20 protein-coding genes and 5 pseudogenes are annotated in these 26,830 nt (G+C 69.6%); 16 read left to right on the top strand and 9 right to left on the bottom strand.

Translation table 11 applies throughout. The annotated features are described in order from the left end of the window. The first annotated feature begins 41 nt into the window (after positions 1-41). Complete coding sequence (locus EES41_RS02780; RefSeq protein WP_123075349.1) at positions 42-1,577, top strand: immunity 49 family protein; 1,536 nt, start codon at positions 42-44, stop codon at positions 1,575-1,577. A gap of 145 nt (positions 1,578-1,722) precedes the next feature. Further along, positions 1,723-2,676, top strand: a pseudogene (locus EES41_RS02785) (ABC transporter transmembrane domain-containing protein); the annotation flags it as partial. A 740-nt stretch (positions 2,677-3,416) separates the two neighbouring features. Here EES41_RS02785 and EES41_RS02790 read toward each other — a convergent pair. Further along, positions 3,417-3,542, bottom strand: coding sequence for a sigma factor-like helix-turn-helix DNA-binding protein (locus EES41_RS02790; RefSeq protein ID WP_254211279.1), 126 nt, complete (start codon positions 3,540-3,542; stop codon positions 3,417-3,419). A gap of 44 nt (positions 3,543-3,586) precedes the next feature. Between EES41_RS02790 and EES41_RS02795 the strand changes: the two genes are divergently transcribed. After that, positions 3,587-4,339 (top strand): hypothetical protein, encoded by a 753-nt coding sequence (locus EES41_RS02795; protein WP_123075351.1) that lies wholly within the window; start codon positions 3,587-3,589, stop codon positions 4,337-4,339. 192 nt (positions 4,340-4,531) lie between these two features. Beyond that, complete coding sequence (locus tag EES41_RS02800; protein WP_254211280.1) at positions 4,532-5,947, top strand: glycosyltransferase 87 family protein; 1,416 nt, start codon at positions 4,532-4,534, stop codon at positions 5,945-5,947. A 94-nt stretch (positions 5,948-6,041) separates the two neighbouring features. On the opposite strand, the gene EES41_RS02805 is transcribed toward EES41_RS02800, so the two are convergent. Together EES41_RS02805 and EES41_RS42690 are read right to left on the bottom strand one after the other, a co-directional pair. Then, positions 6,042-7,508, bottom strand: coding sequence for a glycoside hydrolase family 15 protein (locus EES41_RS02805; RefSeq protein WP_254211281.1), 1,467 nt, complete (start codon positions 7,506-7,508; stop codon positions 6,042-6,044). Next, a complete protein-coding gene (locus EES41_RS42690; RefSeq protein WP_254211722.1) occupies positions 7,400-7,834 on the bottom strand; it encodes a trehalase-like domain-containing protein in 435 nt (144 codons plus the stop codon). The genes EES41_RS02805 and EES41_RS42690 overlap by 109 nt, the downstream gene beginning before the upstream one ends. A gap of 236 nt (positions 7,835-8,070) precedes the next feature. Between EES41_RS42690 and EES41_RS02810 the strand changes: the two genes are divergently transcribed. Further along, on the top strand, positions 8,071-8,745 hold the full coding sequence (locus EES41_RS02810; RefSeq protein ID WP_302186145.1) for a bifunctional 2-polyprenyl-6-hydroxyphenol methylase/3-demethylubiquinol 3-O-methyltransferase UbiG: 675 nt from the start codon (positions 8,071-8,073) through the stop codon (positions 8,743-8,745). On the opposite strand, the gene EES41_RS02815 is transcribed toward EES41_RS02810, so the two are convergent. The 5 genes and pseudogenes from EES41_RS02815 to EES41_RS42695 form a co-directional block, all read right to left on the bottom strand. Beyond that, complete coding sequence (locus EES41_RS02815) at positions 8,715-9,260, bottom strand: hypothetical protein (RefSeq protein WP_123075353.1); 546 nt, start codon at positions 9,258-9,260, stop codon at positions 8,715-8,717. The genes EES41_RS02810 and EES41_RS02815 overlap by 31 nt on opposite strands. Further along, complete coding sequence (locus tag EES41_RS02820) at positions 9,257-10,525, bottom strand: molybdopterin-dependent oxidoreductase (RefSeq protein ID WP_254211282.1); 1,269 nt, start codon at positions 10,523-10,525, stop codon at positions 9,257-9,259. The genes EES41_RS02815 and EES41_RS02820 overlap by 4 nt, the downstream gene beginning before the upstream one ends. Before the next feature lie 425 nt (positions 10,526-10,950). Continuing rightward, a pseudogene (locus tag EES41_RS02825) lies at positions 10,951-12,209 on the bottom strand (IS256 family transposase). A gap of 141 nt (positions 12,210-12,350) precedes the next feature. Then, a complete protein-coding gene (locus tag EES41_RS02830; RefSeq protein WP_254211283.1) occupies positions 12,351-13,703 on the bottom strand; it encodes a DUF2254 domain-containing protein in 1,353 nt (450 codons plus the stop codon). Positions 13,704-14,256: 553 nt separating this feature from the next. Beyond that, positions 14,257-14,418 (bottom strand): annotated as a pseudogene (locus EES41_RS42695) (IS5/IS1182 family transposase); the annotation flags it as partial. Between the two features lie 403 nt (positions 14,419-14,821). Here EES41_RS42695 and EES41_RS02840 point away from each other — a divergent pair. The 9 genes and pseudogenes from EES41_RS02840 to EES41_RS02880 all read left to right on the top strand — a co-directional run bounded on the left by EES41_RS02840 (position 14,822) and on the right by EES41_RS02880 (position 23,826). Then, positions 14,822-15,801 (top strand): annotated as a pseudogene (locus EES41_RS02840) (IS5 family transposase). Between the two features lie 524 nt (positions 15,802-16,325). After that, a pseudogene (locus tag EES41_RS02845) lies at positions 16,326-17,115 on the top strand (IS5 family transposase). Positions 17,116-17,417: 302 nt separating this feature from the next. Then, complete coding sequence (locus EES41_RS02850; RefSeq protein ID WP_123075359.1) at positions 17,418-17,981, top strand: PRC-barrel domain-containing protein; 564 nt, start codon at positions 17,418-17,420, stop codon at positions 17,979-17,981. Continuing rightward, complete coding sequence (locus EES41_RS02855; RefSeq protein ID WP_123075361.1) at positions 17,981-18,409, top strand: PRC-barrel domain-containing protein; 429 nt, start codon at positions 17,981-17,983, stop codon at positions 18,407-18,409. Before EES41_RS02850 ends, EES41_RS02855 begins: the two co-directional genes overlap by 1 nt. A 125-nt stretch (positions 18,410-18,534) precedes the next feature. After that, positions 18,535-18,966, top strand: coding sequence for an NfeD family protein (locus EES41_RS02860; RefSeq protein ID WP_123075363.1), 432 nt, complete (start codon positions 18,535-18,537; stop codon positions 18,964-18,966). A 3-nt stretch (positions 18,967-18,969) separates the two neighbouring features. Further along, a complete protein-coding gene (locus EES41_RS02865; RefSeq protein ID WP_123075365.1) occupies positions 18,970-20,013 on the top strand; it encodes an SPFH domain-containing protein in 1,044 nt (347 codons plus the stop codon). 107 nt (positions 20,014-20,120) lie between these two features. Beyond that, a complete protein-coding gene (locus tag EES41_RS44120; protein WP_123075367.1) occupies positions 20,121-20,471 on the top strand; it encodes a DUF3040 domain-containing protein in 351 nt (116 codons plus the stop codon). Between the two features lie 37 nt (positions 20,472-20,508). Next, entirely contained in the window at positions 20,509-21,837 is a 1,329-nt protein-coding gene (gene nhaA, locus EES41_RS02875; RefSeq protein WP_123075369.1) for a Na+/H+ antiporter NhaA, read from the top strand. Between the two features lie 144 nt (positions 21,838-21,981). Beyond that, positions 21,982-23,826 carry a glycoside hydrolase family 15 protein gene (locus EES41_RS02880; protein ID WP_123075371.1) on the top strand — a complete coding sequence of 615 codons (1,845 nt, stop codon included), beginning with the start codon at positions 21,982-21,984 and terminating at the stop codon, positions 23,824-23,826. Between the two features lie 28 nt (positions 23,827-23,854). Here the strand turns inward: EES41_RS02880 and EES41_RS02885 are convergent, their stop codons facing one another. Next, positions 23,855-24,175 (bottom strand): universal stress protein, encoded by a 321-nt coding sequence (locus tag EES41_RS02885; RefSeq protein ID WP_254211284.1) that lies wholly within the window; start codon positions 24,173-24,175, stop codon positions 23,855-23,857. A 381-nt stretch (positions 24,176-24,556) separates the two neighbouring features. Here EES41_RS02885 and EES41_RS02890 point away from each other — a divergent pair, with 381 nt between their 5' ends. Further along, positions 24,557-25,417: a potassium channel family protein gene (locus EES41_RS02890; protein WP_123075375.1), complete on the top strand. Its 861-nt coding sequence runs from the start codon at positions 24,557-24,559 to the stop codon at positions 25,415-25,417. Positions 25,418-26,117: 700 nt separating this feature from the next. Continuing rightward, on the top strand, positions 26,118-26,708 hold the full coding sequence (locus tag EES41_RS02895) for a DUF4142 domain-containing protein (RefSeq protein WP_254211285.1): 591 nt from the start codon (positions 26,118-26,120) through the stop codon (positions 26,706-26,708). Positions 26,709-26,830 lie beyond the last annotated feature (122 nt).

Genomic DNA, 26,830 nt, shown 5'->3' on the forward strand with positions numbered 1-26,830 from the left:
AGGTGCACGCCGTCGTCCGGGCTCGTCGTAGAGTCGCCGGGGTGATACGAGACAACACCCCTGACACCCCTAACACTCCAGCTGCTTCTGACACCCGTGGCCACGGCGGCGAGAGCGCCGAGGAACTCCTGCGCGGCACGCACGCACGGCTGCTGCCCGTCGCCTCGCTGACGCCGGACATCGCCGAAGAGATGCGCTACGCCCGCCTGACAGCCGACGGGCTCGTCTTCGCCTACGCCCTCGACGGCCCCACCAGTGTGCGGATCCTCACCGACGCGGACGTGGAGCGCGCCGGGCTCGAAGCACTGGGCCGGGCGGCCTACGCCAACCTGATGCGCGTACCCGTCGAGCACGAGGAAGTGACCGTCGCGGGGCGGGCGAGGCTGCACTCCCTCTACGGCGACTCCCACTTCGTCGCGAGCAAGGCGCTGTTCCTGTCGGAGGCGGCCCGGCAGGCGACCGGCACCGCGCTGCCGGAGGGCGGCGCCCTCGTCGTCGTGCCCACCCGGCACCTGCTGGCGTACCACCCGATCACCGACGGCTCCGTCGTCGACGCCCTCAACGGGCTGGCCTCGTACGCCCTCGGCGCTCACGAGGACGGGCCGGGGGCGCTGTCCCCGCGGGTCTACTGGTGGCACCAGGGCGGGCTGACCTCGCTCACGGTCATCGACGAGGACACCCGGACCTTCTCCCTTCGGCCGCCGCCGCGGCTGCTCGGCCTGATGAAGGGCCTGGTCCGCCTCGACCGGGCCGGACGGATCGACACGGCCGCCGCGGCCGACGTCCCGGAGGTCACCGCTCTCACGCGCACCGTCGCCGAGTCGACGGGCCGTCTCGCGCAGGACCCGGCCGCTCTGGCCGATGCCTTCGCCTCCGCCGTCTCCCTGGCGCACGCCCGCTGCGCGGCCGACCCCGGCGTCGCGCGCATCGACACCTGGGACGCGTGGGCCACCGCCGTACAACTCGGCTCCGCGCTGTTCACCGGCGCGCCCCCGCAGGAGTGCCACCTCGGCGAAGACCTCGTCCGGCAGCTGCCGGCCGTGCCCGCGGAGCCGCCGGCCGACGCCCGGGCCTGGCTCGACGCCCTCTACCTGGCGATCGTGTGCCGCCAGAAGGACCGGATCGGTCGGCTGTGCGCCGTACCGCTCGCGACGCTCCGGCAGGACGACACGGTCGACGAGTACGTACTGCACTGGGTCGACACCCTGCGGACCTACTTCTCCGACCGCCCCGTCGACGACGTCGTACCGAAGCTGGTCGCCGCCATCGAGACGTCCGTGCCCGAGTCCGTGACCCACGCGCCGACGGACTTCGTGAACCGCGTCGACTACCACCCCGTGGCCCTCTTCCACCGCCTGGTGGCGGGCGATCACGCCGCGTTCGCCGGGGCGCTCGCCGAAGCCCTCGCCGATCACGCCGGCTACTGGGGCGACTCGGCCGCTCCACGCGCCCGGGCGGCGCTGGGCCCCCTCGCGATCGCCTGCCTCGCCTACGACCACGGCTTCCCGGTGGACCCGCGGCAGCCCTGCCTGCCGACCCACCTCCTCAACCGGGAACGGATCGAGGACATCCCCTAGCGGTCCACGGGCCGGGCGTACGCCGATGACGATGGCGTGCGCCCGGCCCGCTACGACCACCGCGTCACTGGAAAACGCTTGGACGGCGCGGATGCGGGCGCGAGACACTGCGGGTTCCGTTCTGACACGACATCACAGGGTTGCGATGGAATCGTCTGCATCACGAGGAATTCCGCCCCGCAAGGGCCCGGTGGCCCTCGCACTCCGTTACTACGGCAGGGAGCTGGCCCGGCTGCGCCGGCTCACGGCGCCCGCCATGCTGTTGCCGGCCCTCGGCAACATCGGCATCAACTACATCGCCCCGCTGGTCATCGCGAAGCTCGTCGCCCGCATCGCCGGCGGCTCCGCTGCCCTCACCCTCGGCGCGGCGTTACCGTACGTCCTCGGGTTCGCCGGTGTGCTGCTGCTCTCCGAGGCGGCGTGGCGCGGCGGTCTGCACTGCCTGAACCGGCTCGACGCCCTCGGCATCGAGCGCCTGTACGTGATCGGCATGGACGAGCTGTTCGCGAAGGACGCCGCCTTCTTCCACGACAACTTCGCCGGGTCGCTCACCAAGCGGGTCCTGAGCTTCGCCTCCCGCTTCGAGGAGTTCGTGGACGCGCTGGCCTTCTCGGTCGTGGGCCGGTTCGTGCCGCTGCTGTTCGGGTCGGTGGTGCTCTGGTTCTACGAACCGCTCCTGGTCGTGGCGCTGTTGGTCATGATCGCAGTGACGGGGGTGTGCGTACTGCCCCTGATCCGGCGCCGTCAGGCGCTCGTCGGCCGGCGGGAGGAGGCCATCGCCCGGGTGTCGGGGCACGTCTCCGACAGCCTGATGAACATGGACACGGTCCGCGCCTTCGCCGCGGAGGAGCGCGAGGCCGTCGAGCACCGGTCCCGGGTGGCGCGCTCGCGGGAGCTCACGCTGCGGTCGTGGGACTACGGCAACCTGCGCATCGACACCGTCGTCGCGCCGATGTCCGTACTGACCAACGCGCTGGGGCTGTTGCTCGCCGTCACGATCGCCGGGACCGGGCACGGCGTGGAGGCGGTCGTGGTGGCGTTCACGTACTACTCCAGCGCCACGCGGATCATGTTCGAGTTCAACTGGATCGGACGGCGCAGCAAGCGTATCGCACGTCCGCCAGGGAGGCGAGTGAAGCGACGCGGCGCAGCAAGGCCAACGGTCGATTCGTTCTTCCGCATGGGACGCCTGAGCTGTTCCCAACCTCCCCACAAGGTATGGGTAATGGGCTGTTAACCTGGGATGACGAGGTCGGATGTGAGCTGGCTCCGACAGGGAGTCACTGGTTCCGCTTCTTACATCGCCCGGCTGTCGCTGCCTCCTCTGAAGGTACTTGCGGATCCCGCCGTTCAGTCTCATGTGGATCAGGCTATGACTGGGTCTGCTCGGACGAATGCTGACCCTTCGCTGACTTTACTGACTAGTAATCACATGAGTCGGCGCGAACCGCCCTACCTCCAGGCACCCCGCCGGGGGACTCCGCCCCTGCCCCTCTCGGCGGCATTCGATGGTCCTCCTCCGAGGCCGTGCCGGGCGTCATCACGGCAGGGCCCTCGCGAGGTCGCAGTTGTGGAGAGTGGACAAGCGGTACGTGGCCGTCCTCGGTGAGCTGGAGCAGCTCGACTGATCGGAGTGCAAGGCCCTGAGTGTCGGGCGGAGGCTGCTCGCCGCTTGCCACTTGTCCACCCCATGATCTCAAATTAGGGAGGCGAGCAGCTGCCCGCGCCGGCACGGCAAGCCGGTCCGCCTTACCCAAGCGGCGGCAGGTCCACTCGACGCCTGCGCACGGCATCAGCTGGGAGAGACGGCCGGGCCAGGTGTCGCGGACGACGCGGAACCTAGGCGGCTAGCATGTCGCTGCGCAGGCGGGTCAGGATCCGGGCGAGCAGGCGGGACACCTGCGTCTGCGAGATGCCGAGTTCGGCACCGATCTCGGCCTGGGTCATCTCACGGGCGAAACGCATCCGGAGGATCTGCAGGTCACGCTCGTCGAGTTCACGCAGAAGCCGTGCTGACCTGGCTGGGCGCCGCCAGTGGCTTCCTCATCACCTGCGTCGGCCTCTGGCTCCTCACCGGCGCCCTTCGTGGCAGAGCACGCCACAACCACCATCACCACGGCGAGGGCCACACGCACACGCATGACCACCGCCCCCATCACCACGATCACACCCACGACCACGGACATCGGCACCACTCCGACGGGCCGGCCCACGACCATGTGGACGACCCTCCCACCGGCCCGTCCGTGCTGATTCCCGCCCGGCGCGGCAGTACCACGGGGCGGCCGGAGGAGACAGGCCGCGTGGCCGCGCTCGCCCGCGCACACCACGCCCACGCCCACACGGCGACTGCCCCGAAGCAGGTACGGCGCTGGCGGAAGGCCGGGCTCATCGGCATGGGCATCGCGGGCGGCCTCGTCCCCAGCCCCTCGGCTCTCCTCGGCGCCGTCGCCCTCGGCCGTACTGCCTTCGGGATCCTCCTCGTCGTCGGCTACGGCCGCGGGATGGCCGTCACCCTCACCCTCGCCGGACTCCTCCTCGTCCGCGTGCGCGAACGCATCGAGAACCACCGCCGCGGCCGCATCCCGCGCGGCGGTTCACTGGTACGCGGGATCCTCCGCGCCGGCCCCGTACTCACCTCCCTCCTGGTCATCGCCGTCGGGTTCGGACTGCCCCTGCGGGCCGTGACGGGAAACCGATCGGGCGCCTACGCGTCTAATCCCCGCCTCGGGCACAACGTCGGGTCATACGTGAACTGGTGACCGGCGGAGCGGGCTTCATCGGCCGCGCCGACGGATCCGCAGGGCACCTCGTACACGGGCCTGGCCGCCCTGTTGCCGTCGTCGCCGGCGGCGGGTACCGCCCCGGCGACGTCCGGAACACCTCAAGGAACGCGGACACCGACGGCACCCGCCCCGTCCGGTCCGGGGGCATCACCTGGAACGATTGCGCAGGTGAACCCGCGCACCCTGCTCGCTTCGACAGTACTCGTCGCTCTCGTCGCCGCCCTTGTCCACACCCAGCGGTACGACGGCTACTTCACCGACCCGGTCGGCCTCTTCCGGTGGTACGCGGCCTGCTGGGTCCTGTTTGTCCTCGCCCTGCTCGCACTGCGCCGGGTACCTGTCGGCGGAGTCGTGCCCCTCGCCCTCGCCGGAGCGGTCGCCGTGGCCGTGACCGGGCTGGTCGCGCCGCCCCGCACCAGCACCGACTCCTACCGCTACGCGTGGGACGGCCGCGTCCAGTCGGCCGGGATCTCCCCGTACGACCACACCCCGGAGGACCCCGCGCTCGCCCGGCTGCGCGACGACTGGCTCTTCCCGACCGGGCCCTCCTGCAACGGACCGGACCGCGCCCCCGTCCCGCACAACGCCGCCACGCCCCACTGCACCCGCATCAACCGGCCCGCGGTCCACACCATCTACCCGCCCGTCGCCGAGGCCTACTTCCTCGCCGTGGACCGTCTTTCCCCGGACGGCTCCCGGCACAAGCCCCTCCAGACCGGCGGCGCGCTGATCTCCCTCGGCGTGACGGGAGCACTCGTGCTGATCCTGCGCCGCCGGGGCGACGACCCGCGCAAGGCCGCGTACTGGGCCTGGTGCCCGGCCGTACCGGTCGAGGCCGTCAACAACGCGCACATCGACGTGCTGGGGGCCTTCCTCGCCGTCGCCGGTCTGGGTCTGGTCGCTGCCCGTTCAGTGCGGTGCAGGGCTGCCGGCGGTCTCCTGTTCGGCGCGGCCGTCGCGGCCAAACTGATGCCCGCGATCGTCCTCCCGGGCGCCTTGTCCGGTGTCCGCCGGGTGCGGGACGCGGCTGTCGTGGTCCTGCCCGCGGCCCTCTTCACCGCGCTCGCCTACCTCCCGTACCTCCTGCTCTCTCACGGTTCCGTATTCGGTTTCCTCGGCGGCTACGTGGAGGAGGAGGGCTATGACGACCCGGCCTCCGGGTCCCGCTACTCCCTCCTGCGCCTGGTCCTGCCCGACGCCTGGGCGTTCCCCGTGCTGCTGGTCGTCCTCGCGGGGGTGTGCGTCCATGTGATGCGCCGCGGTGACCCCCGCCGCCCGTGGAGCGGAGCACTGCTGGTCACCGGGTGGGCCTTCGCCCTGCTCACCCCCGGCTACTCCTGGTACGCCCTGCTCTTGATCGCTCTCGTGGCCTTGGACGGCCGCTGGGAGTGGCTGGGCATCGCACTCGCCGGCGCGGCCGTGTACGTACTCGGCCCGACGTTCGGCTACCAGTCGGCCCTCAGCAACATCGCTTACGGCGCCGCGGTCGTCCTGGTCCTCACCGTCACCCTGCTGCGGCGCCGTACCCGGCTGTCCACCCCCGGCGATCGGGGCATTCCCGCGGGGGCACCGGGAACGCCGTAAGTCCGCGTGGTTCCCGGTCGTCGGTCTTCTCGTCGTCGGTCTTCTCGTCTCGGTCTTCTCGTCGTCGGCTTCCTCATCGGTTCACCTCATCGGTTCACCCCGGGGGCAGATGGGCCGCCTCGGCGACGCGAATGGCGTGGGCCGCGTTGATCAGGCCGATGTGACTGAAGGCCTGCGGATGGTTTCCGAGGGCCTCACCCGTGCCGCTGTCCACTTCCTCGGGGAGGAGCCCGACGTCATTGGCATGCGCGAGAGCGGTCTCGAAGACCTGGCGGGCCCGATGGGGTTGCCCTGTCAGCGCGAGGGCCTGGGCCAGCCAGAAGGTGCAGAGCAGGAAGGTCCCCTCGGGGCGGTCAATGTCGTCCTTCAGGTACCGGCGCACCAGCCCCCGGGAGTCGGTCAGGTCCCGGCCGATCGTCTCGATCGTGGCGCGCACCCTCGGGTCGTCACCGGGCAGGAAGCCGACGATGGGCAGCATCAGCGCGGATGCGTCGAGCCGCCCGCTGTCGAACGCCTGCGTGAACGCTCCGGCCCGAGCGTTCCAGCCCCGCTGCTCGATGGCCTCGCGGATCTGGCTGCGGACGCGCTGCCAGTCGCTGACACGGCTCTCGGCGTCCAGAGCCGGGGCGAGGCCGATCGCACGGTCCAATGCCACCCAGCACATCAGTTTGGAGTGCAGGTAGTGGCGGCCCGGCCCACGGGCTTCCCAGATGCCCTGGTCGGGGTCGGCCCAGCGCCTGGCGGCCGCGTCGGCACACTGGCCCAGGAAGGACCCCACCGGCCGGTCGAGCCGTACGTCGTGGGGCAGCGTCTGGTGGGCTGCGTCCAAGAGCTCTCCGTACACGTCGAGCTGGCGCTGGCGCCACGCGTCGTTGCCGACGCGGACCGGGGCGCTGGCCCGCCAGCCGGACAGGTGGGGCAGGACGCGTTCGCTGAGGTCGCGTTCACCGCCGATGCCGTACATGACCTGGAGGTCGACTCCGCGTTCCAGCTGGGTCGCGGCGGCCTGGGCGAGGAAGGCGAAGAAGTGGCTCTTCTCCTGCTTGCACATGGCGGTGGCCAGGGCTTGGAGGGTCAGGCTGGCGTCGCGGACCCAGGTGTAGCGGTAGTCCCAGTTTCGGGTGCCGCCGATGGTCTCGGGCAGCGAGGTGGTGGCCGCGGCGACGATCGCCCCGGTCGGTGCGTAGGTCAGGGCGCGCAGCACGCGGCCGCTGTGGCGGACCTGCTCCTGCCAGGGTCCGGTGTAGCCGCCGTGGAGTGCGGACCAGGAACGCCACGCCGCACCGGTGTCGCCGAGCCGGCGCCGGATGCGTCCCTGGGACCACGGCTTGGGGCGGTCTCCCCAGGCCGGCAGCGCGCAGAGTGCGAAGCCGAGGCGCCCGCCGGGGCGGAGGGTGACGGTGGCCCGGGCCGTGGAGCCGGCGGTCCGGAACTCCAGAGCGGTGGAGAGCATCAAGACCTGCGATCCTCCGTGCGCGACGAGTCCGCCGGTTCCGGCCGTGAGGACAGGCTGGACCAGCCCGTACTCCGGGCGCGGGGCGTACTCCACCGAGATGTCCACCTGGCCACCTGTGCAGGTGACCTGCCGGAGCAGGGTTCCCGGCGAGGACTCCCCCAGTGAGTGTCCGCGCTCGCGTTTTCCGAGCGCCAGCGCATCGAGGAGGACCGAGTCCCCGTGGAGGTCCGGAAGGTGGTCTCCAGGACCATGGTGTCGGGCAGGTACCGGCGGCTCGTCTCGGCCGGTCCGACGGGACGGACGGGCCAGTGACCGGCCTCCCCGTCGAGCAGCCCGGCGAAGACCGCCGGACTGTCGAAGCGCGGGAAGCACAGCCAGTCCACCGACCCGTCCGGGCCGACCAGTGCCGCGGACCTGCAGTCCGAGAGCATCGCGTAGTCGCCGATGGGCCTCTCGCTCACCCTGCCGCCCCCTTCGGCCGGCCGCCCGACGGGCCTGAGCCGCCGTCCCCACTCGTCCGTCTGCCGCTCCCGTCGGGCGGGGCGGGACGCGGCGCCGTACCCTCGTGCCAGTCCGCTCCATGGCGGCGCCGGCGCCCGGCACCGGGCCGGTCGCCAGGGTGCGGGTGACGGCTCTTGCCCGGTCCGCGACTTCTCAGGGAGCCCGTGTGAGCACCTCCGAACGGCAACTGACCGGCTCTCCGGAGCCTTGGAGCAGCGGCCCGTACGCGGAGTTGATGTTCGCCCCCGTCGGCGACATCACGCTGCGGGATTCGGAGGGCTGGATCCACCCTCTGGACGTCGGCCGCTGGTCGGCCCCCGCGGACCCGGCGGACCAGGCGGTCATGGATCGGTGTGCCGGGCGGGTCCTGGACGTCGGGTGCGGGGCCGGACGCCTCGTCGAGGCACTCGCTTCGCGCGGCCACACCGTCCTGGGCATCGACGTCTCCCCGGCGGCCGTCATCTCCACGGTGTGCCGGGGCGGTCCCGCGCGCAGCGGATCAGTCTACGACCCGGTGCCGGACGAGGGCACCTGGGACACGGCGCTCCTCATCGACGGGAACATCGGCATCGAGGGCGACCCGCTCCGCCTGCTGCGGCGGGTGCGCGAGCTCGTACGGGCGGGCGGGCTCGTGATCGTGGAGGCGGCGCCCGCGGATGTGGACGACCGGCGGCGGGTGCGGATCCATTCCGGGCAGGCGGCGGTCAGTACGGTCTTCGCGTGGGCCAGCGTGGGATCCCGGGCCCTCGGCCGGTACGCCGGGCTGTCGGGCTGGTCTCCCGTCGAGGAGTGGGACGTGCCGGGGACTCGTCACTTCGTTGCCTTGCGGGCCCGCGCCTGAGCGTGCGCCCGGGCCTTGGCCGCCTTGCGTTCCGGCCGTAGACGCAGCCAGGTCCGTACGGTCCAGAGGATCGCCGAAGCGAGGAAGAGGCCGGCGGTGATCAGGAGCCAGCGGGCCAGGAACCCGTCCGCCGACAGATCGGTGTAAGCGGTGTAGTGGCCGCCCTTCTGGAGGATCAGCGGCCAGTAGACCAGGAACAGGACACCTGAGATGAAGCTGGGAACCCGGAGGTGGTTCACGCCCGGCCGCGGCGCGCCACCGCTGGTGTCGGGCCGGCCGTGGAGGAGGAGTTGGGCGGCCCGGTCGGTGACGGAGTACAGGGGCAGCAGGACCAGGTCGTGGAGCAGCGCCGCCCCCACGAACCAGATCGCCACACCGATGGTGTCTCCCTTGAGCAGCCGGACACCGGCGTACAAGGCGAGGGCGAAGGACGCCAGGATCAGCAGGAGGTGGAGCGGGGAGGCCCCGTACCGGCGGGCGAAGGCCGCGGCCGGGCCGCTTGCGGAGGCGCTCATACGGGCTCTCCGAAGGTGAGGCGGGTGACCCATTTGGTGTTGTGGACGCCCGGAGCCGCGGGGATGATCACGCGGGCCGGATAGCCGTGGTCCGGTGACAGATCTGCCCCGTTGACCCGCATCGCGAGGAGCGAGCGGTCATCGCGTGCCTGGTTGGCGGCCAGCACCACCGAGGAGAACGAGCCTCCGCGCTGGACCGACTCCACCAGCACCTGCGGGGTTTCCGTCCCCATGCCCACGAGGGCCGCGAGGTCGGTCAGCCGGACGCCCGACCACTGCTGGTTCGGGGTGGACCAGCCCTCCACGCATGCGATCGGCAGCGAAGCTTCCCGCTGCGGCATGGCCAGCAGCATCTGGCGGGTGAGCACCTCCTGTCGCCCTCCCCCACGGACCGTCAGCCGCCAGGCGGGACCGATGTCGCTGGGCCGGATCCCGCTGGAGGCGGCGGTCTTGTTGATCTGGAAGCCGTTCGGACCCTTGCCTGGGTCACGCCCGTGCGGAGCCAGCAGGGCCGTCTGGCGCCACCAGCCACCGATGCTCTGCCCGGCCGTCACCACCAGCAGCGCGAACGAGCCGGCTCCCACCATGGCGAGCGCGCCCCGTCGGGAGATCGTCGCGGCGGCCGGCTGCGGGGACACGAGCCCGGCCGCCTCCGGCGCGCCCGGTGCGGGCTGGAATCCCCTGCCGGCCCGCACCGCCCGCACGGCGCGCGGCAACCGGAAGGCGACGTGGACGACGAAAGCCGCCATGAACACCCAGGCGCCGTAGAAGTGCAGCACGTAGAAGGACCCGGGGAAGATGTAGTCCAGCTGGATGTTCAGGATGCCCGTGACGAACGTGAAGCCGGCCCCGCCGACCAGCAGGAGCAGTGAGATCCGCTCCAGGGCATGACTGACGGACCGAAGGGGCGGCCACTCGAACAGTTTCGGAATGACCGACCACAGCTTGGCCAGGAGCACCGGGACCAGGACGACGCCAAGGACCGTGTGCACGCCCTGCGTCAGCCGGTATAGCCAGTACGGGGAGGTCGGCCAGGTGAACAGGTAGAAGCCCAGCCAGCCCTTGTCCGGCGTCTGGTCATTGCGGGGGGCGAGGTCGGGGTTGTAGGCCGCGTACGACAGCAGGCCCGTCACGAACAGCACGATGACCCCGACGAGCAGCACCAGCCCGAACACTCCGGTCAGCCACGGCCCCCGCAGCGGGCTGCGCCAGAAACCCGGACGCGTGGGGCCCGGAGGCGGCCCCGCCGACCGTGCCCGGCCCAACGCGCTCCGCACCCGCTCGCCGGCCGACACCTTCTGGGGAGGTCGGCGACCCGCGCCGACGGACGGCCGCCGGGGGGTTCTGTCAGGCCGGTTTGGCTCGCCACCCTGCATATCCACCCAGGACACCTCCGGACTTATCAGCCGTATCGGGTACACCGACCGGAGAGAACATCCCCCACCCACGCCCAGAATCCCGCACATGACACGCGGCGGAATTCTTACGGCTTCGACCACGCTCTCCCTGCGCGGTGGCAGAAACGGACCCGGCCGGGGCCCCGCGAGCCGCATCGTCCTGCGCACCGCGCGATGAGGCAGTCGGGCCGTGAACGCGGCGGTGGGCCGGCCACCGCGATTCGGTGACCGGCCCACCTGCAGTTCGGCCGTGGGGTGTGTCCAGTAGACGGCTGATCCAGTTTTTGTAGGGGTCAGTTGGCGGCCGGGGTGAGCCGGCCTTCGAAGGCGATCTGGAAGGCGTTCAGGGGCGCCTTCCAGCGCATGGTCCACCGCTTGCGGCCCTTGCCGGTCGGGTCCAGCGACATGAGGGCCATGTAGACGCACTTCATGGCCGCGGCCTCGTTGGGGGAATGGCCGCGGGCGCGTACTGCCTTGCGGATGCGGGCGTTGACGGACTCGATCGCGTTCGTCGAGCAGATGACCTTGCGGATCTCGACGTCGAAGGAGAGGAAGGGCACGAACTCGGCCCAGGCGTTCTCCCAGAGCCGGATGACCGCCGGGTACTTCTGGCCCCAGGCTTCCTGGAACTCGCCGAACCGCTCGGTCGCGGCGGCCTCGTTCGGCGCCGTGTAGACGGGCTTCAACGCCTTGGCGATCTTGTCCCAGTCCTGTCGGGCCGCGTGCCGGAAGGAGTTCCGCAGCAGATGAACGACACAGGTCTGCACAATCGTTCGAGGCCAGACGGCCTCCACCGCGTCGGGCAGGCCCTTCAGTCCGTCGCAGACCAGCATCAGGACATCGTCGACGCCCCTGTTCTTCAGGTCCGTGAACACGCTCAGCCAGTACTTCGCGCCCTCGCCGCCGTCACCGGCCCAGATCCCCAGGATGTCGCGGTGGCCCTCGGCGGTCACGGCCATGACGACGTAGGTCGGACGGGTTTGCCACCTGCCCGTCCCGGATCTTGACGTTGATCGCATCCACGAACAGCACCGGATAGACGCGGTCCAGGGGGCGGTTGGACCATTCCGCCATCCCGTCCATCACGTTGTCAGTCAGTGACCGGGTCACGACCACCGGGGACCCGCGTATCACTATGACTGTCGGTGATCGTGGAGATGGTCGCCTTGGACACGCTCGCGCCGTAGACCTCGGCCAGGTGGGCGGAGATTTCCCCCTGCGTCAGTCCCTTCGCGGACAGCGACAGCACCATTTCGTCCACCCCGGACAGGCGCCGCTGCCGCTTCTTGACGATGGCCGGCTCGAACGTTCCGGCCACGTCCCGGGGGACCTTGACCTCGACCGGGCCGACATCGGTCAGCACCGTCTTCGCCCGCGTCCCGTTGCGGCTGTTGCCACTGCCCCGACCTTCGGCGTCATGCTTCTCGTATCCGAGGTGATCGGTGATCTCGCCCTCCAGGGCGGACTCCAGCACCCGCTTGGTCAGCTGCTGGAGCAGCCCACCCTCCCCAGTCAGCTGCAGGCCCTGTGACCGGGCCCGATCCACGAGCATCGCAACCAACTGCTCGTCACTCGCCGCCACGGCCCCCGCCGTCGGCTCGCTGCCCGGTATCTGCTCGATGGTCGTGTCGCTCATCTGGCGTCTCCTTGATCATCGGATCCGCCGATCATTGAACACTCCCGCGAGGCCTGGTCACCGCTGCGGTGTGGTGGAGGGCCAGTGACCGGTCAGCGCTTGGTCGACGTTGTCGGCGAGATCGTCGAGATCGGCTTTGTCGCCGGGGTGGATCCCCTGGGCGGCGGCGGTGGAACGTACTTGGGCGAGATGGTCGGCGATGGTGGGACGCTGCTCAGGTCTGCTATGCCAGGCCAGTTCGCGCAGCAGCATGTAGAGCCGGGCCAGGACTGCCGGCTCCGCCGCGCCGTAGCGCAACGGCTGGGCCACCGCGAGGTGGAGGAGTTCCGCCAGTGTGAGACGGCGCAATACGACGCGAATCTGGTCGTGATCGTCGTACAGGAGTCGGGGGGACAGGTCACGCCGTGCCAGCTCACACAGTAGCGCGGAGGAGTGGGAGAGCGCGTGGACTGCGGTGGTGGGGTCGTTGATGCCGGGGGAGAGCGCTTTGATGGCCACATCGGTGAGCTGACGCAGACCGAAGGCGATGTCCTGCTCGGGGGTGAGTTCGGACTCGGTAGTGAGCGCGCCAGCGCTCTGTTCGACCAAGCGGTGTCGCGTGTGCGGGGGGAACGGCTCGCCGGTGCGGGGCCAGGCGGATCCGGCGGGGGTTCCGGCGATAAGTGAGCTTCCGGGGCAGCGGTCGATCAGGACGACGGCGTCCGCGTCGATGGCCGCGGCAAGGAGCGCCTTCTCGTTCACGGTGGCCAGGAAACCAGAGACTCCGACAAGCAGAGGCAGCCCGTTGGGAGGGAGCTGAGGCACGGCGGCGCGGTCTGCCGTGGAGGGGTCAGATTCTGAGAGGAGCTTGCGAATGGTGGCGCTGGCGTCCGTGTGGACGTCACGCAGCATTGTTTCAACCCGGATCTTGCGCGTCAGGTGGGACAGGAACACCACGAGCGCGAACACGCTCGTCACGGCGAGGAGAAAGGCAAACGTTACGGAGAGCTGCGGAACGAACCTGGGCTGCTCGCTGGCCTCGGCGCGCACTGTGCGCAGCACGGTCAGTGCGTAGGTGAACGTCGCCAGGAACAGTGCCAGTGTCGTCTGCACGTAGCGGTCCTGGCTGAACGTCCGCAGGAGGCGAGGGGAGAACTGGCTGCTCGCCAGCTGGAGGGTCACCACCGTGAGCGAGAAGGTCAAGGCCGTGACGCTGATCAAGGAGCCTGCGATCGCCTCCAGCACGGCCCGCGCGGCTTCCGGACCGCCACCGAACAGGTATCCGGTGAGCGATGGCGGGACGTTGTCCAGGATCCGCTTGTCCAGCCGGGGCAGGCCCACGCCCGCGGCGATCGCCAGCACAATGCCCAGGGCCGGCAGCGGCCACAACTGGGCCCGGAGCGCTTCACGCATCGGCGAAAGGCGCCCCATCAGACGCCTCCTCGGTCGTGTGGGAACGCAGCACAGCCTCACCTTGGGGCCTGGCAGTGTCTGAGGCTCGCGCAGACACGACGGTTCCGGCGGCAGCATCCAGAATTCCCTCAGACGGACCCCTATGCGGCCCCGTCCATCCGTATCGTGCCGGCCTGAGCCACTGGCTGCTGCTGCGGAGTTCTCGTGCAATCCGATGTGGAGATCGGTCGCACGTGATCGTCAGTCTGGGGCGTCTTCCGCTCCCGGGCCCTGCGGTCCGACTGTCCGTGGCGCCGCGCCGGTCGTCTTCAGGAGGCGGTGGAGCTGGTGCGGGGGCGCCACGATGCGGCATTCATTCAGGACGTGGGCCTGCCAAAAGAAGGTTGAGGACGGGGCCGGGGGCCGTCCACGATCAGCCTAGAGTTCTTGGCAGAATCGCTTGGGGTACTGCAGTGTCGGCGGCGCTTGAATCGTGGCTCTGCACCAAAAGTGATCCAGAACCACTTTTCACCCGTCACCGACACTGCAGCAGCGCGAGCGTCGGCCCCGGCCTGGTCGATAGCGCCGTACACGACGGACGAGAGCCGCCGAACAGCGAGGCAAGCTGGCGCATCGTCGCGTTCGGGCGCCGGCAGGCCGCGACCAGCTGTGCCCGTTCTTCAGAGGAAGGCTCCCCCGGCCGTCCCTTGCGGGCTACATCCGCCTCGCCGCGCGGTACGGCCACCTGCTTTCCGGATACAGGTCCGGGCTCAGCCCCCGTGAGCGGTGACGACGGCTCCTGGACGCCGTGATCCCCTCCAGCCACGCGAAGATCATCCAACCCGTGACCGGCCGTTACGGACGACGCTCTGGGGGAACCAGTGGGGACATGCGCTTCGACTCCTGGGATGACCTTGCCTGCGGTGTGATCATGGCAGCCCTCGCCTATGTGATTCTGATCGCTGCGGTCCGCGCGTCCGGCAAGCGCGCCTTGTCGAAGATGATGCCTTCGATCTGGTCGTCACCGTGGCGTTGGGATGGACCTTGGCGACGATCCTGCTCAACCGCCAAGTCGCGCTCCTAGGACGTGTGTGATGTCGTGATCAGTTCTTGGGTTCCGCCCTGTTCGCGGGGTGGAGTCCGGTAGGACTGGGGTTGTGACACGCAGGCAACTCACCAATGCCCAGTGGAAGTTCATTGAGCCGTATCTGCCGATCGGCAGGTACGGCCCGTACCCGGAGCGGTTGCGGGAGCAGTTCGAGGGTGTGATCTGGCGGTTCCGGTCCAGTGGGCAGTGGCGGGAGATGCCAGCCGAGTTCGGCCCCTGGGCCACCGTCTACGGACGCTTTCGCGTGTGGCGGGACGCCGGTGTCTTCACGGCCCTGCTGGAAGGCCTGACCGCCCAGGGGGCCCGGGCGGGCAGAGCGGACTTGTCGCTGGTCAGCGTGGATTCCACCACGGTCCGCGCTCACCACGACGCAGCGGGAATACGGGTGAGCAAGCACCTCATGAAGACCCTGGAGGAAGCCGTGCAGGAGCAGGAGGCGGCCCGGCAAAAAGGGGCAGTACGGAGGAACAGAACGGACAGGACGAACGCCGGCGCATCCGGCGCAGACGCCGGCTCCGCCTGACACTGGCCCTGCTCGGCAGGTCCCGGGGCGGACTCACCAGCAAAATCCACCTTGCCGCGGACCGCAGATGCCGTCCCCTCGCGCTGGTCCTGACCGCCGGGCAGGCCGGAGACAGCCCTCAGTTCATCCCTGTGCTCGAGAAAGTGCGAGTCCGCCTGCCTGTCGGCCGTCCCCGCACCAGGCCTGGTGCGGTCGCCGGCGACAAGGCCTACTCATCCCGCGGCAACCGCGCCTACCTGCGCAAACGCAACATCAAAGCGGTCATCCCGGAGAAGAAGGACCAGGCCGCCAACCGGATCAAGAAGGGCTCACGAGGAGGTCGGCCCATCCATCACGACGCCGACCTCTACAAGGAACGGAACACCGTCGAACGCCTGATCAACAAGCTGAAGGCCTGGCGAGGCATAGCCACCCGCTACGACAAGTCGCCCGAGAGCTACCTCGCCGGCCTCCAGCTCCGCGCCGCAATGATCTGGATCGACGACCTACTCAAGACCACCGAATGATCACGACATCACACAGGCCCTAGAAGGCGCCGTCGCCCTGGGGATGCCGGTGGCGTTGCAGTTCTTCACCGCTTGGACGTCGGTCCGCTCTCAAAAGGTCCAGCACCTGGTGAAGTCCGAGCCGACCGTGCTGTTGTAACAGGGCCTCATGCTGCGGGAAGCGATGAGGCGCCAGCGAGTGACACCCTATGAGGTGAGGCAGACCATCCGTGCTCAAGGGACCGGAGCCATGGAAGACGTGTAAGCCGTCGTGCTGGAAGCGGACGGCAGCCTCAGTGCGATCACCCACTCCCAGAACGGCTCCGGGACCGCCCTGTACACGGTCGGGCTCGCCCATCGCGATGCCGCGTAGGTCAGCCGCTACGCTCATGTTCCTGCCCTGCGGACAGGCAAAGCGCGAACACCACTCTCCGCCGCGGCACTCGTGCACTTAGAGTTCCTAACAGAAGCTGTTGATCATGTGACTTTCGGTTCGGATGGTCGTTGGTCTGGCCGTGGGGAAACGTCAGTCGCGGCCGTGGATCATGTCGGATGAACTGTGTTCGCTCATCGAGCCGTTACTGCCTGAGCCAGCGCCGAAGCAGGTCGAGGGACGCCCTCGGGTGCCGGACCGGCAGGCACTGTGCGGGATCCTGTTCGTGCTGCATACCGGGATCCAGTGGGAGTACCTGCCGCAGGAGCTGGGCTTCGGATCAGGCATGACCTGCTGGCGGCGTCTGGCCGCGTGGAACGACGCCGGTGTCTGGGATCAACTGCACGTGGTGCTGCTGAAGAAGCTGCGGGTCGCGAAGAAGCTGGACTGGTCGCGGGCGGTGATCGACTCCTCCCACGTCAGGGCCGCTCGGCGGGGCCCAAAAGCGGGCCGAGCCCGGTCGACCGAGCACGTCCGGGCAGCAAGCACGACCTCATCGTCGACGGCCAGGGCATCCCACTCGCCGTCTCTCTGACTGGCGGCAACCGCAACGACGTCACCCAGCTGATACCCCTGCTGAAGAAGATCCCCTCGGTCGCCGGCCTGGTCGGACGGCCACGCAAACGACCCGACAGCCTGCTCGGCGACCGCGGCTACGACCACGACAAATACCGCCGTCTCGCCTGGGCGCTGGGCATCAAACCGGTGATCGCCCGCCGCGGCGTCCCGCACGGTTCCGGCCTCGGAGTCCACCGGTGGGTCGTGGAGCGGACCAACCGCATGGTTCCACGGCTTCCGCCGGCTACGGATTCGATGGGAACGACGCGACGACATTCACGAAAGCCTTCCTCGGCCTCGCCACCTGCCTCATCACCCACCGCCACGTCCAACGCCTTTGTTAGGACCTCTTACTCGCGGCACGCCCGCCTCCGTCGGCATACCGCAGGTCGCGGGCGCGTCTTCGGGCCGGCCGGTCCGTTGACGTCGACACCCGTGTGGGCCCGTCGCATACTGGCAGCAGGACCGGCCGAACAGACCGGGGCTGGGAGGTGCCGCACATGGACTGGTGGGTCTGGGTGGTAATTGCTCTCGCGGTCGTAGCGGTATGTGCCGTGTCGCTGCTGGGGGTGCAGGCTCGTCGTCGCGGCGGCGGGGTCATCGCGGGCGGCAAGCGCCCTCCGCGCGGCGGAAACGGGCCCGGATCGTGACCGGGTACGTGCGGGCGAGTGAGATCGCCAAGCTGCCGGTGGTGACTCTCGGCGGCGAGGACGTCGCCCAGGTCAAGGACATCGTCTTCGACGCGGCGCACGGTGGCGTGCGCTGTTTCACTCTGAGCGGGCGCGGTGTGTTCTCCGGCCCACTCAAGCGTGAGCTGCTGTGGAACCGGGTGCACTCTCTGGGGCCGGACGCGGTGATGATCCGTGACGAGAGCGCTCTCGCCGACGACGACCAGGCGGCCAAGGACGCGAAGGCCTCCGGTGCCGGGAACGTCATCGGAGCCCAGGTGATGACAGAAGGCGGCACCGGCCTCGGCGAAATCGTCGACGTGATCATCGGCAGTGGCAGGAAACCGGCCGTAGCCGGATATGAGATCGAACCCGAGGGGCAGGGCCGCCACCGGGTCCTGCTGCCGGTACTCAAGCCCGTGGCCATCTCCGGGGAGATGGTCCTGGTGCCTGACGCCACCGCCGAGTTCACCGCGGGTGACCTGGCCGGTTTCCCTGAAGCCGTCCACGGCCTGCGCACCCGCCTCGAACAGGAGGCCTGATGCTCTTCAGCCAGGCCAAGGGCCGCGCCGTCGTCGCCCTGGCCACCGCCGAGACCCTGGCCACCGTCACCGGACTCGCCATCGTGCCGACACCGGCCCGCATCGCCGTTCTCCGGCTCAAGGTCAAGGGCACGGGCACCCTGGTGAAATGGACCGACGTTCAGGCGTTCGGCCCCGACGCCGTCACCGTACGCTCCGCGGACAAAATCCGCACCGACAGCGACATCCCGGTCCCGGCGGACAAGCGCCACGACCCGATCGGCAAGCGCGTCCTCACCGAAGCAGGCCACGACGTGGGCATCCTCGACGACATCGACTTTGACGAAACCACGGGGCACATCCAGCGGCTCATCGCCGACGGCCAGGAGATCCCAGGAGACCGCCTCCTGGGCGTCGGTACCTACGCCCTCGTCATCGCCACCCCGTAGCTGGCATTTGGTGCAGCCATCTGCTTCTGAGGGGATACTCAGAAGTACCGGACGACCCTGTGTCCACAGTGAAGGTAGGCATCGGCCGACCGCCATTCGCGTACCCGCACGCGGCAGGAGCTTCCATGGACCCGTGGCTGATCTGGCTGATCGTCGCAGCGGTGCTGGCCGTGGCGGAGATCTTCACTCTGACTGCGGCCCTGGGTCTTCTGGGGGGTGCCGCGCTGGTCACGGCGGGGTTCGCGGCGATCGGGCTTGCGCTGCCCTTGCAGTTTCTGGTGTTCACCATCACCGCCGCAGGCGGCGTGCTGTTCGTCCGTCCCCTGGTGCTACGGCGCGCACGCCTGCCTCAGGGGGAGCGGTTTGGTGTGGACGCGCTGGTGGGCAGGAGTGCCTACGTCGTCTCGGAGGTCACGGGAGCCGGCGGCAGAGTCCGTATCGGCGGCGAGGAATGGACTGCCCGCGCCTACGACGAGACCCTGGTGATCCCTCCTGGCACGACAGTCGACGTCATAGAGATCAGCGGGGCCACCGCGCTCGTCTACCCGCAGGGGTGAACCATGGATGTTTCGGCGCTCTTCGTCGCCGGTCTGATCGTCGCGCTCCTCGCGGTCTTCACCGTGGTGCGGGCGGTGCGTATCGTGCCTCAGGCCCGCGCGCGCAATGTCGAGCGGCTCGGCCGCTACCACCGCACCCTCAATCCCGGCCTCAACGTGGTCATCCCCTACATCGATCGTGTCTATCCGCAGATCGACTTGCGCGAGCAGGTCGTCTCCTTCCAGCCCCAGCCGGTGATCACGGAAGACAACTTGGTTGTGGAGATCGACACGGTCCTGTACTTCCAGGTCACCGATCCTCGGGCAGCCGCCTATGAGATAGCCAACTTTCTGCAGGCGGTCGAGCAGCTGACCGTCACCACGTTGCGCAACGTGGTGGGGTCCATGGACCTGGAGAAGGCCCTCACCTCGCGCGACACCATCAACAGCCAGCTCCGCGGGGTCTTGGACGAGGCCACCGGAAAATGGGGCCTGAGGGTCAACCGGGTGGAGATCAAGGCCATCGACCCGCCGCAGTCCATCAAGGACGCGATGGAGAAGCAGATGCGGGCCGAGCGGGACAAGCGCGCCGCGATCCTCGGGGCGGAAGGGCAGCGCCAGTCTCAGATCCTCACCGCCGAAGGCGACAAACAGGGTGCCGTGCTCCGCGCGGAGGGCAACCGCACGGCCGAGATCCTCAAGGCCGAGGGACAGTCCCGGGCCATCGACGAGGTGTTCCAGGCCGTCCACCGCAACGACCCGGACCCCAAACTGCTCGCCTACCAGTACCTGCAGATGCTGCCCCAGCTCGCCCAGGGCCCGGGCAGCACCTTCTGGGTGATCCCCAGCGAGATGACTTCCGCGCTCGAGGGTGTCTCCCGCGCTTTCAGCGAGGTGCTGCCCCAGTCGCCGGCCACCCGCGAGAAGACCTCGGACGACGGGGCCGCCCAAGCGGCGGACGACGCGGCGCAGGCAGCAGAGGCCGCCACCCAGGCCCTCGCCGACGCCGCCGAGGCCGACGCCGCCTCCGCCGCCCTCCCAACCGACCTCCTCACCGGCAGCGGGTGAACCAGCGGTCGGCCCGGCAACGGCCTGCGCTCCCCACGTGCACCCTGCTGAATCCGCTCACAGACGGCCAGACCCGCAAGGTGGCAGGTGGCTAAGTGGAACCCGAGATGGACGAAGAACGCGCCCTCGCAAGGATCGAGCGGTACCTCGCCCGCGACGACCCCGAACTCGCCACGCGGATCAGCATGCTGAACGAGCAGTTCCCCCAAGGGTGCGTTCACGGTCGGCCACGGCGGAACCGGCGAAAGACCGCCGCCGTGCTGCTGGCCATCGTGGCCCTGCTGGGCCTGGTCCTCACGGCGCTCCTCGGGAGAACGCCGCCCGATGGGAACCCAGGACGGCCAGTCGGTCTCGCCCCGGCCTTCTCCGCGCAGTCTCGGTGCCCGCTGACTCCGTCCCCATATTCGAAGGGGCACCCATGCGTGCACGTGATGCCGCGGAGCCGTACGCCTCGGTGAACGTGGAGAGGCCCGGAGGCCCCGGAGGTTCCGCCTGATGCGTGGTGCTGACCCCCGTGAGCGTTCGGTCTTCCTCGGACTGCTGCCCTGGCCGGAGCGCGTACAGGTGGCCCGCGCCCTGCGGACGGAAACGGTCGGCGGGCTGGTACTGCTGGTTGCCGCCGTGATCGCGCTGGTGTGGGCGAACACCCCGTGGAGCGACAGCTACGAGGCACTGAGCGACGCCCACTTCGGCATACCCGCACTCGGGCTGGACCTGTCGGTCGAGCACTGGAGTTCCGAAGGACTGCTCGCGATCTTCTTCCTGGTCGCCGGCATCGAACTCAAGCGCGAACTGGTCACCGGACAGCTGCGCACCCCCGCCACCGCGGCCCTGCCCATCGTCGCCGCCCTGTGCGGCATGGCGGTACCCGCGGGGATCTACCTGGCCACCGTCGCGGCCGGCGGCGGCAGTGCCGAAGGCTGGGCGGTGCCGATGGCCACCGACATCGCCTTCGCCCTGGCGGTGCTGGCCGTACTCAACACCCACCTGCCCTCGGCCACGCGTGCCTTTCTGCTCACCCTGGCCGTGGTCGACGACCTGGGGGCGATCCTGGTCATCGCCCTGTTCTTCACCAGCGATCTCAATCCGGCAGCTCTCGGCGGAGCAGCGGTCGGACTCGTCGTGTTCTACCTGCTGCAGCGATTCGGGGTACGCGGCTGGTGGTGGTACGTGCCCTTGGGCCTCGCGATCTGGGCACTGACCTACAACGGGGGCGTGCACGCCACGGTGGCCGGAGTGGCGATCGGCCTGATCCTGCGCTGCGCCCCCGACCGGAAAGCGGGCGAGAAGACGTCACCGGGTGAGCGGGCGGAGCACCTGCTGCGGCCGGTATCGGCGGGTGTCGCCGTTCCGCTGTTCGCCCTCTTCGCTGCCGGAGTGAGTGTCTCGGCCCCCACGCTGAGCGAGGTGTTCACCCGCCCCGAACCGCTGGGGGTGGTCCTGGGCCTGGCCATCGGCAAGACGGTGGGAATCTTCGCGGGAACCTACCTGGCCGCCCGCTTCACCCGGGCCCAGCTCAATCCCGACCTCGCGTGGGCCGACGTCTTCGCCCTCGCGGTACTGGCCGGTATCGGTTTCACCGTCGCCCTGCTCATAGGCGAGCTCGCCTTCCCCGACCCGGTCGAGGCCGAACACATCAAGGCTTCTGTCCTGCTCGGCTCACTGCTCGCCGCCGGACTGGCCGCGCTGCTGGTCAAACGCCGCAACGTCATCTACCGCAGGCTGTGGGAGGAGGAGGACCTCGACGAAGACGCCGACGGCCTGCCCGACATCTACCAGCACGGCACGGACGACCCCGGTACACACGCCCCGGGCGAACGCTGAACTCCGCATCACCCCGACCGCCGCACGGTGCCCTTGCGCCGTGGACGGTCTTCCGCGCGCCGCGGCGGCGGGAGGGGCAGTCGGTCCTGCTGTCCGGAGACCGGCCGCCGCGCGAGGGACGGCGGGCCCCGGTACAAGTGGGGTATGGATGTATGGCGCCCGCTCGAGAGGTGTCAGGGGTATCTGCCGATCGCCGATCACGGGCTGGTGGGCGACGGGCGGGGCTGCGCCCTGATCGGCCGGGACGGCGCGGTGGGTTTCATGTGTGTGCCGCGTTTCGATTCCCCGCCGCTGTTCGCCCCCGTGCTCGACCGGCGCCGGGGCGGCGCTCTGGTCCTCGCGCCCGTCGAGGTACGGCGCTCCCGCCAGCGTTACGAGCCGGCCACCGGGGTTCTGGTGACGGAGCTGGAAGGGCCTGAAGGCACGGTCGAGGTCACCGATGCCTTCCGTCTGAGACCGGGCTGCTGTCTGGAGGACGACGTCAGGGCCGGAACGGGACAGCTGCTCCGCCGGGCCAGGGTCGTCGCGGGGCGGGTGGCCCTGCGGGTCGTGGTCGAGCCGCGCTCGCCGGCGGCCGCCCGATGGGGCCGGGACGGCTGGGAGCTGGCCTGTCCTGAACAGGGTGTCACCGTGCGGATCGCCTCGACGTACCCCCTGCCCTGCCTGGACACCACAGTGGCCCTGCGGCAGGGCGAGGAGTTCACTCTGTGCCTGGACTGGGGCGCCGGACCCTCGCCGGACGTGCACGAGGCCGATGCGGACATCGAGTCGACCATGCGGGCGTGGCGGCGGTGGGCCGTCCAGGTGCCGGCCGATGTGCCCCGGCCGGAACTGGTGCTGCGGTCCGCGATCACGCTCAAGCTGCTGGACCACATCGAGAACGGCGCCATCGTCGCGGCCCCCACCTCCTCCCTGCCCGAGCACATCGGCGGATCCCGGAACTGGGACTACCGCTACGCCTGGGTACGCGACGCGGCCTACGCCGTGTTCGCCTTGCGCCGCATCGGGCTGCGCAGCGAGGCGGAGGGGTTCCTGAACTGGGTGCTGGACGCCTTCGGGGGCGGGGAGCGGCCGCTGGTGCTCTACGACCTCGACGGCCTGCCACCGCCCGCCGAGGTGATCGACTCTTCCCTGGAGGGATACCGCGGATCGGCTCCCGTGCGCTGGGGCAACGCGGCGGCCGGGCAGGTGCAGCACGACGTCTACGGCGAGGTCCTGGACTGCGCCTTCCAGTGGGCGGCCACCGGCGGACGTCTCCCGGAGGGCCTGTGGCACCAGCTCGCGGCGCTGGTCGAGGATGCGCGGACGGCGTGGCGACGGCCGGATCACGGGATCTGGGAGGTCCGCACACCGGCCCGGCCGTTCACCTACTCCGCCGCGATGTGCCAGGTCGCCCTCGACCGGGGCGCCCGCCTCGGACATCGGCTGGGCCTGTCGGGCGACGCGGACGGCTGGAGCGCGGAGGCGGCGGCCCTCACCGACCGGATCCTCACCGACGCCTGGGACGACCGGGCCGGCGCGTTGACCGGGCAGCTGGGCGGCGGAGCCGGTCTGGACGCCTCCCTCCTCGCGCTGCCGCTGCGGCGGGTCCTGCCCGCGGACCATCCCCGCATGGCCGCGACCACGCGGGCGATCGCCGAGCGCCTCGACGCCGGCGGGGGGCTGTTGTTCCGCTACCTGCCCGACGCCACCCCCGACGGACTCGAGGAACCCGAGGGCGCGTTCCTGCTCTGCAGTTTCTGGATGGTGGACAACCTCGCCGGCCAGGGGCGGACGGAGGAGGCCGACATCCTGTTCGAACGGCTCTGCTCCTATGCCAGCCCGCTCGGCCTGCTCTCGGAGGAGATCGACCCCGGTGACGGATCGCTCCTGGGCAACTTTCCCCAGGGCCTCAGCCACGTCGGGCTCATCTCCAGCGCGATCGTCCTAGCCCGCACACGGCGCGGTATCAGGCCGGAGCTGTCCACTGCCGCCTGGTTCCAGGAATAACCCGCCCGCCCGCATACAAGATCACCGATCACACAGGCCGCTCGGCAGCGCCGGGCACGACCGCGACCGCGACCGGGCAGGAGGCGTGGTCGAGCACCTCGCCACTGACCGACCCGAGGATCAGGCGCCCCAGGCCGGTACGGCCATGTGAGCCGCCCTCGAGGAGCACCGCCTGCCGCGACGCCTCGGTGAGTGCCGTCGCGGGACGCCCGTCCTCCACCCACAGCCGCAGGCCAAGGCCCAGGCCCAGGCCCAGGCCCAGGCCCAGGCCGGGGAAGTCCACCCGGTACTTCCCGAGTTCCCGCTGCAGCGCGTCCCGTACGCTCTCCCGCAGCGCACCCCGGTCCACCAGGCCGGGCTCCGCGCCGGATCGCCGCGTCCACAGCGAGGTCCATCACCTCGGCAGTCACGTCACCGTCCTCGACACCGACGGGAACGCATCCAGGCCACCGGGTCCTGCTCGCCTTCGGCCGGACGGATCACCAGGACCGGACAACGGGCGCGGGTGGCGGCCTCAAGGCTGACCGATCACGGTGCGAAACGCGACCAGCCAGGTACTCGGAGACGGGTACACCGGGTTCGGAGAGGGGCCTGGGAAACTGGCCGGCGGCAACAGCGGAACCGTGTTTCAGCCCGACTCAGGCGCTGCTCGGACGATCGGCGCGGGCTCCGATGTGCCGGGCGGGATCTACTGGAGGCTGAGAGCGGACACGACGCGAGGAGGCAACAGATGCAGTGGGTCGTGACGTTCGCCGGAGCGGCTCTGGTGCTGTTGATCCTGCGCGACGTTTTTCACACCTTGTGGCATCCGACGCGCCACGGGGGGCTGAGCCGCCTGGTCATGACCGCGCTGTGGCGCCTCTCTTCCGTCCGGGGTTCCCGTCGCGGGGCGCCCGGACTGGCAGGTCCGCTCGCCATGGTGACCGTCGTCGCGCTGTGGGCCCTGACACTCGTGGCCGGCTGGGCGCTGATCTACTGGCCACACGTCCCAGAGGGATTCGTGTACGCCAACGGACTCCGGCCGGCGGAGCACGCCGCCCTCCTCGACACCGTGTACATCTCCCTGGTCACCGTCTCCACCCTGGGCCTCGGTGACATCGCACCCGCCGAGGGCTGGCTGCGCGTCGTGGCACCCCTGGAGGGCCTCGTCGGTTTCGCGCTCCTCACGGCGACGGTCTCCTGGATCCTCGGCATCTATCCGGCCCTGGCCCGCCGCCGGGCCCTCGCGCTACGCCTCTCCCATCTGTCGCGCACCCGCCCCTCGACAGAGCAGATCGACTCTCCGGCCGGTGCGGCCCTGCTGGACGACCTTGCCTCGGAACTGGCGGTCGTCTCGGTCGACTTCCTCCAGTACGCGGAGTGCTACTACTTCCACGACGGCGACGACCGCACATCCCTCGCCCGCCAGATCGGGTACGCCGTGGACATCGCGCACCAGTCCGCCGAAGCACGGCACCCCGACGTCCGGCTGGCCGGCGTCGTGCTGCGCACCGCTCTGGAGGACCTTGCCGACATCCTGGACCAGCACTTTCTGCACACCCGAGGCACGTTCCAACAGGTTCTTGCCGCCTTCGCAAACGATCACGGGTGACAGGCGGAAGGCGGCGACCACACATCTCGGTCATCCACCCGACTGGCGCGGCCCCGGCCGACCACAATGCCGGGCTCAGTGACGCCTGTTGCACAGCCCCACGTGACGACGGCAAAGCAACCATGGCGTCCGCCGCCTTCGGGCGCGACACAACCGCCCTCCAGACGGGTGTGCAGGCTTCTGAACGGGCCCACGTCGAGCGCCTCCCGGATGGCAGCGAGCACCGGACCGGAGTATGGATCGCCGAAACCTCACCGACGATGGACACCGCCCCATTTCGGCACATCCCGAACCCCTGCGAATCACCCCGCCGAGGCACCCTCACAAGATCTGCGCCCAAAGTCGATGCCGCGCAGCGCGGGTCAGGGGCGTTGCTGTAAAGGTGATGATCTCGTGGTCACGGCACGCCGTGCCCAGGACCGTGCGGGTTTCGCGCCGCGCGCGGCGGTGAGACGAGCCGGGATGCTATCCGGTGCCCGCCGCTCGCCTCCCACTTTTGTGCATCATCGCTAAATCCATTTGTTTGCCTAGAGCAAAGGTTAGCGTGGCCGTGCCCAAGAATTCCGGGCGCCACAGTGCCGGTGGCGACACCGGCGAACCGTCGCGCACTCCAGGAGGCATGATGAAATCTCATGCACGCAGTACCCGCCCCTCGTCCCGTCGTCGCCTGATAGCCGCGGCCGTCGCTTTCGTGGCCGTCATGGCCACAGCAACCGCGTGGCTCTCGCTCAAGAACAACTCGGCCGACGGGCTGGTTTCCGCCGATCTCCCGACGGCGGGCTCCGGTCTGGCAGCGCCTAGGGCGGCCAGTACCGACGCAATCACCACATTGGACAAGACCTTCCTCACCAAAGTCCGACAGGCCGGACTTTGGGAGATACCGGCGGGCCGCCTCGCCCAGACAAACGCATCAAGCGAAGCGATCAAACGGGCCGGCCTTCATTTGCTTGATGGGCACAGCAAGCTCGACCAACTGGTTCGTGAGGACTCCGAGGCACTCCACGTGCCCATCCCCGACCAGGCGACAGCCGAACAGCAAGGCTGGGTTACCCAGTTGCGAAACGCGCGGGGCAGCGACTTCGATCAGCTCTTCGTGGACCTGCTCCGGGCATCCCACGGCAAGGTGTTCATTACCATCGGAGAGGTCCGCGCATCCACCAAAAACTCCTTGGTAAGGAGGCTTGCATCCCAAGCCAACACGACCGTCCAGGACCACATGGATGTGTTGGAGGACACCGGCCTCGTCACTGACGCCACCTTGGACGATGTCGCCTCCACCATTCCCAAGTGACCATCCGGCCCAGCACTACATCAAGAGGCTTCTCAAGCTTTCCCCTGCCAGCGACATGTGGGCAGCTCAGTTGTCGATGCGCACTCCCCGGTCGATGTGGTCGGCCTCGAACCCGGCACGTG

Source organism: Streptomyces sp. ADI95-16 (assembly GCF_003721495.1).
GTDB lineage: Bacteria > Actinomycetota > Actinomycetes > Streptomycetales > Streptomycetaceae > Streptomyces > Streptomyces goshikiensis.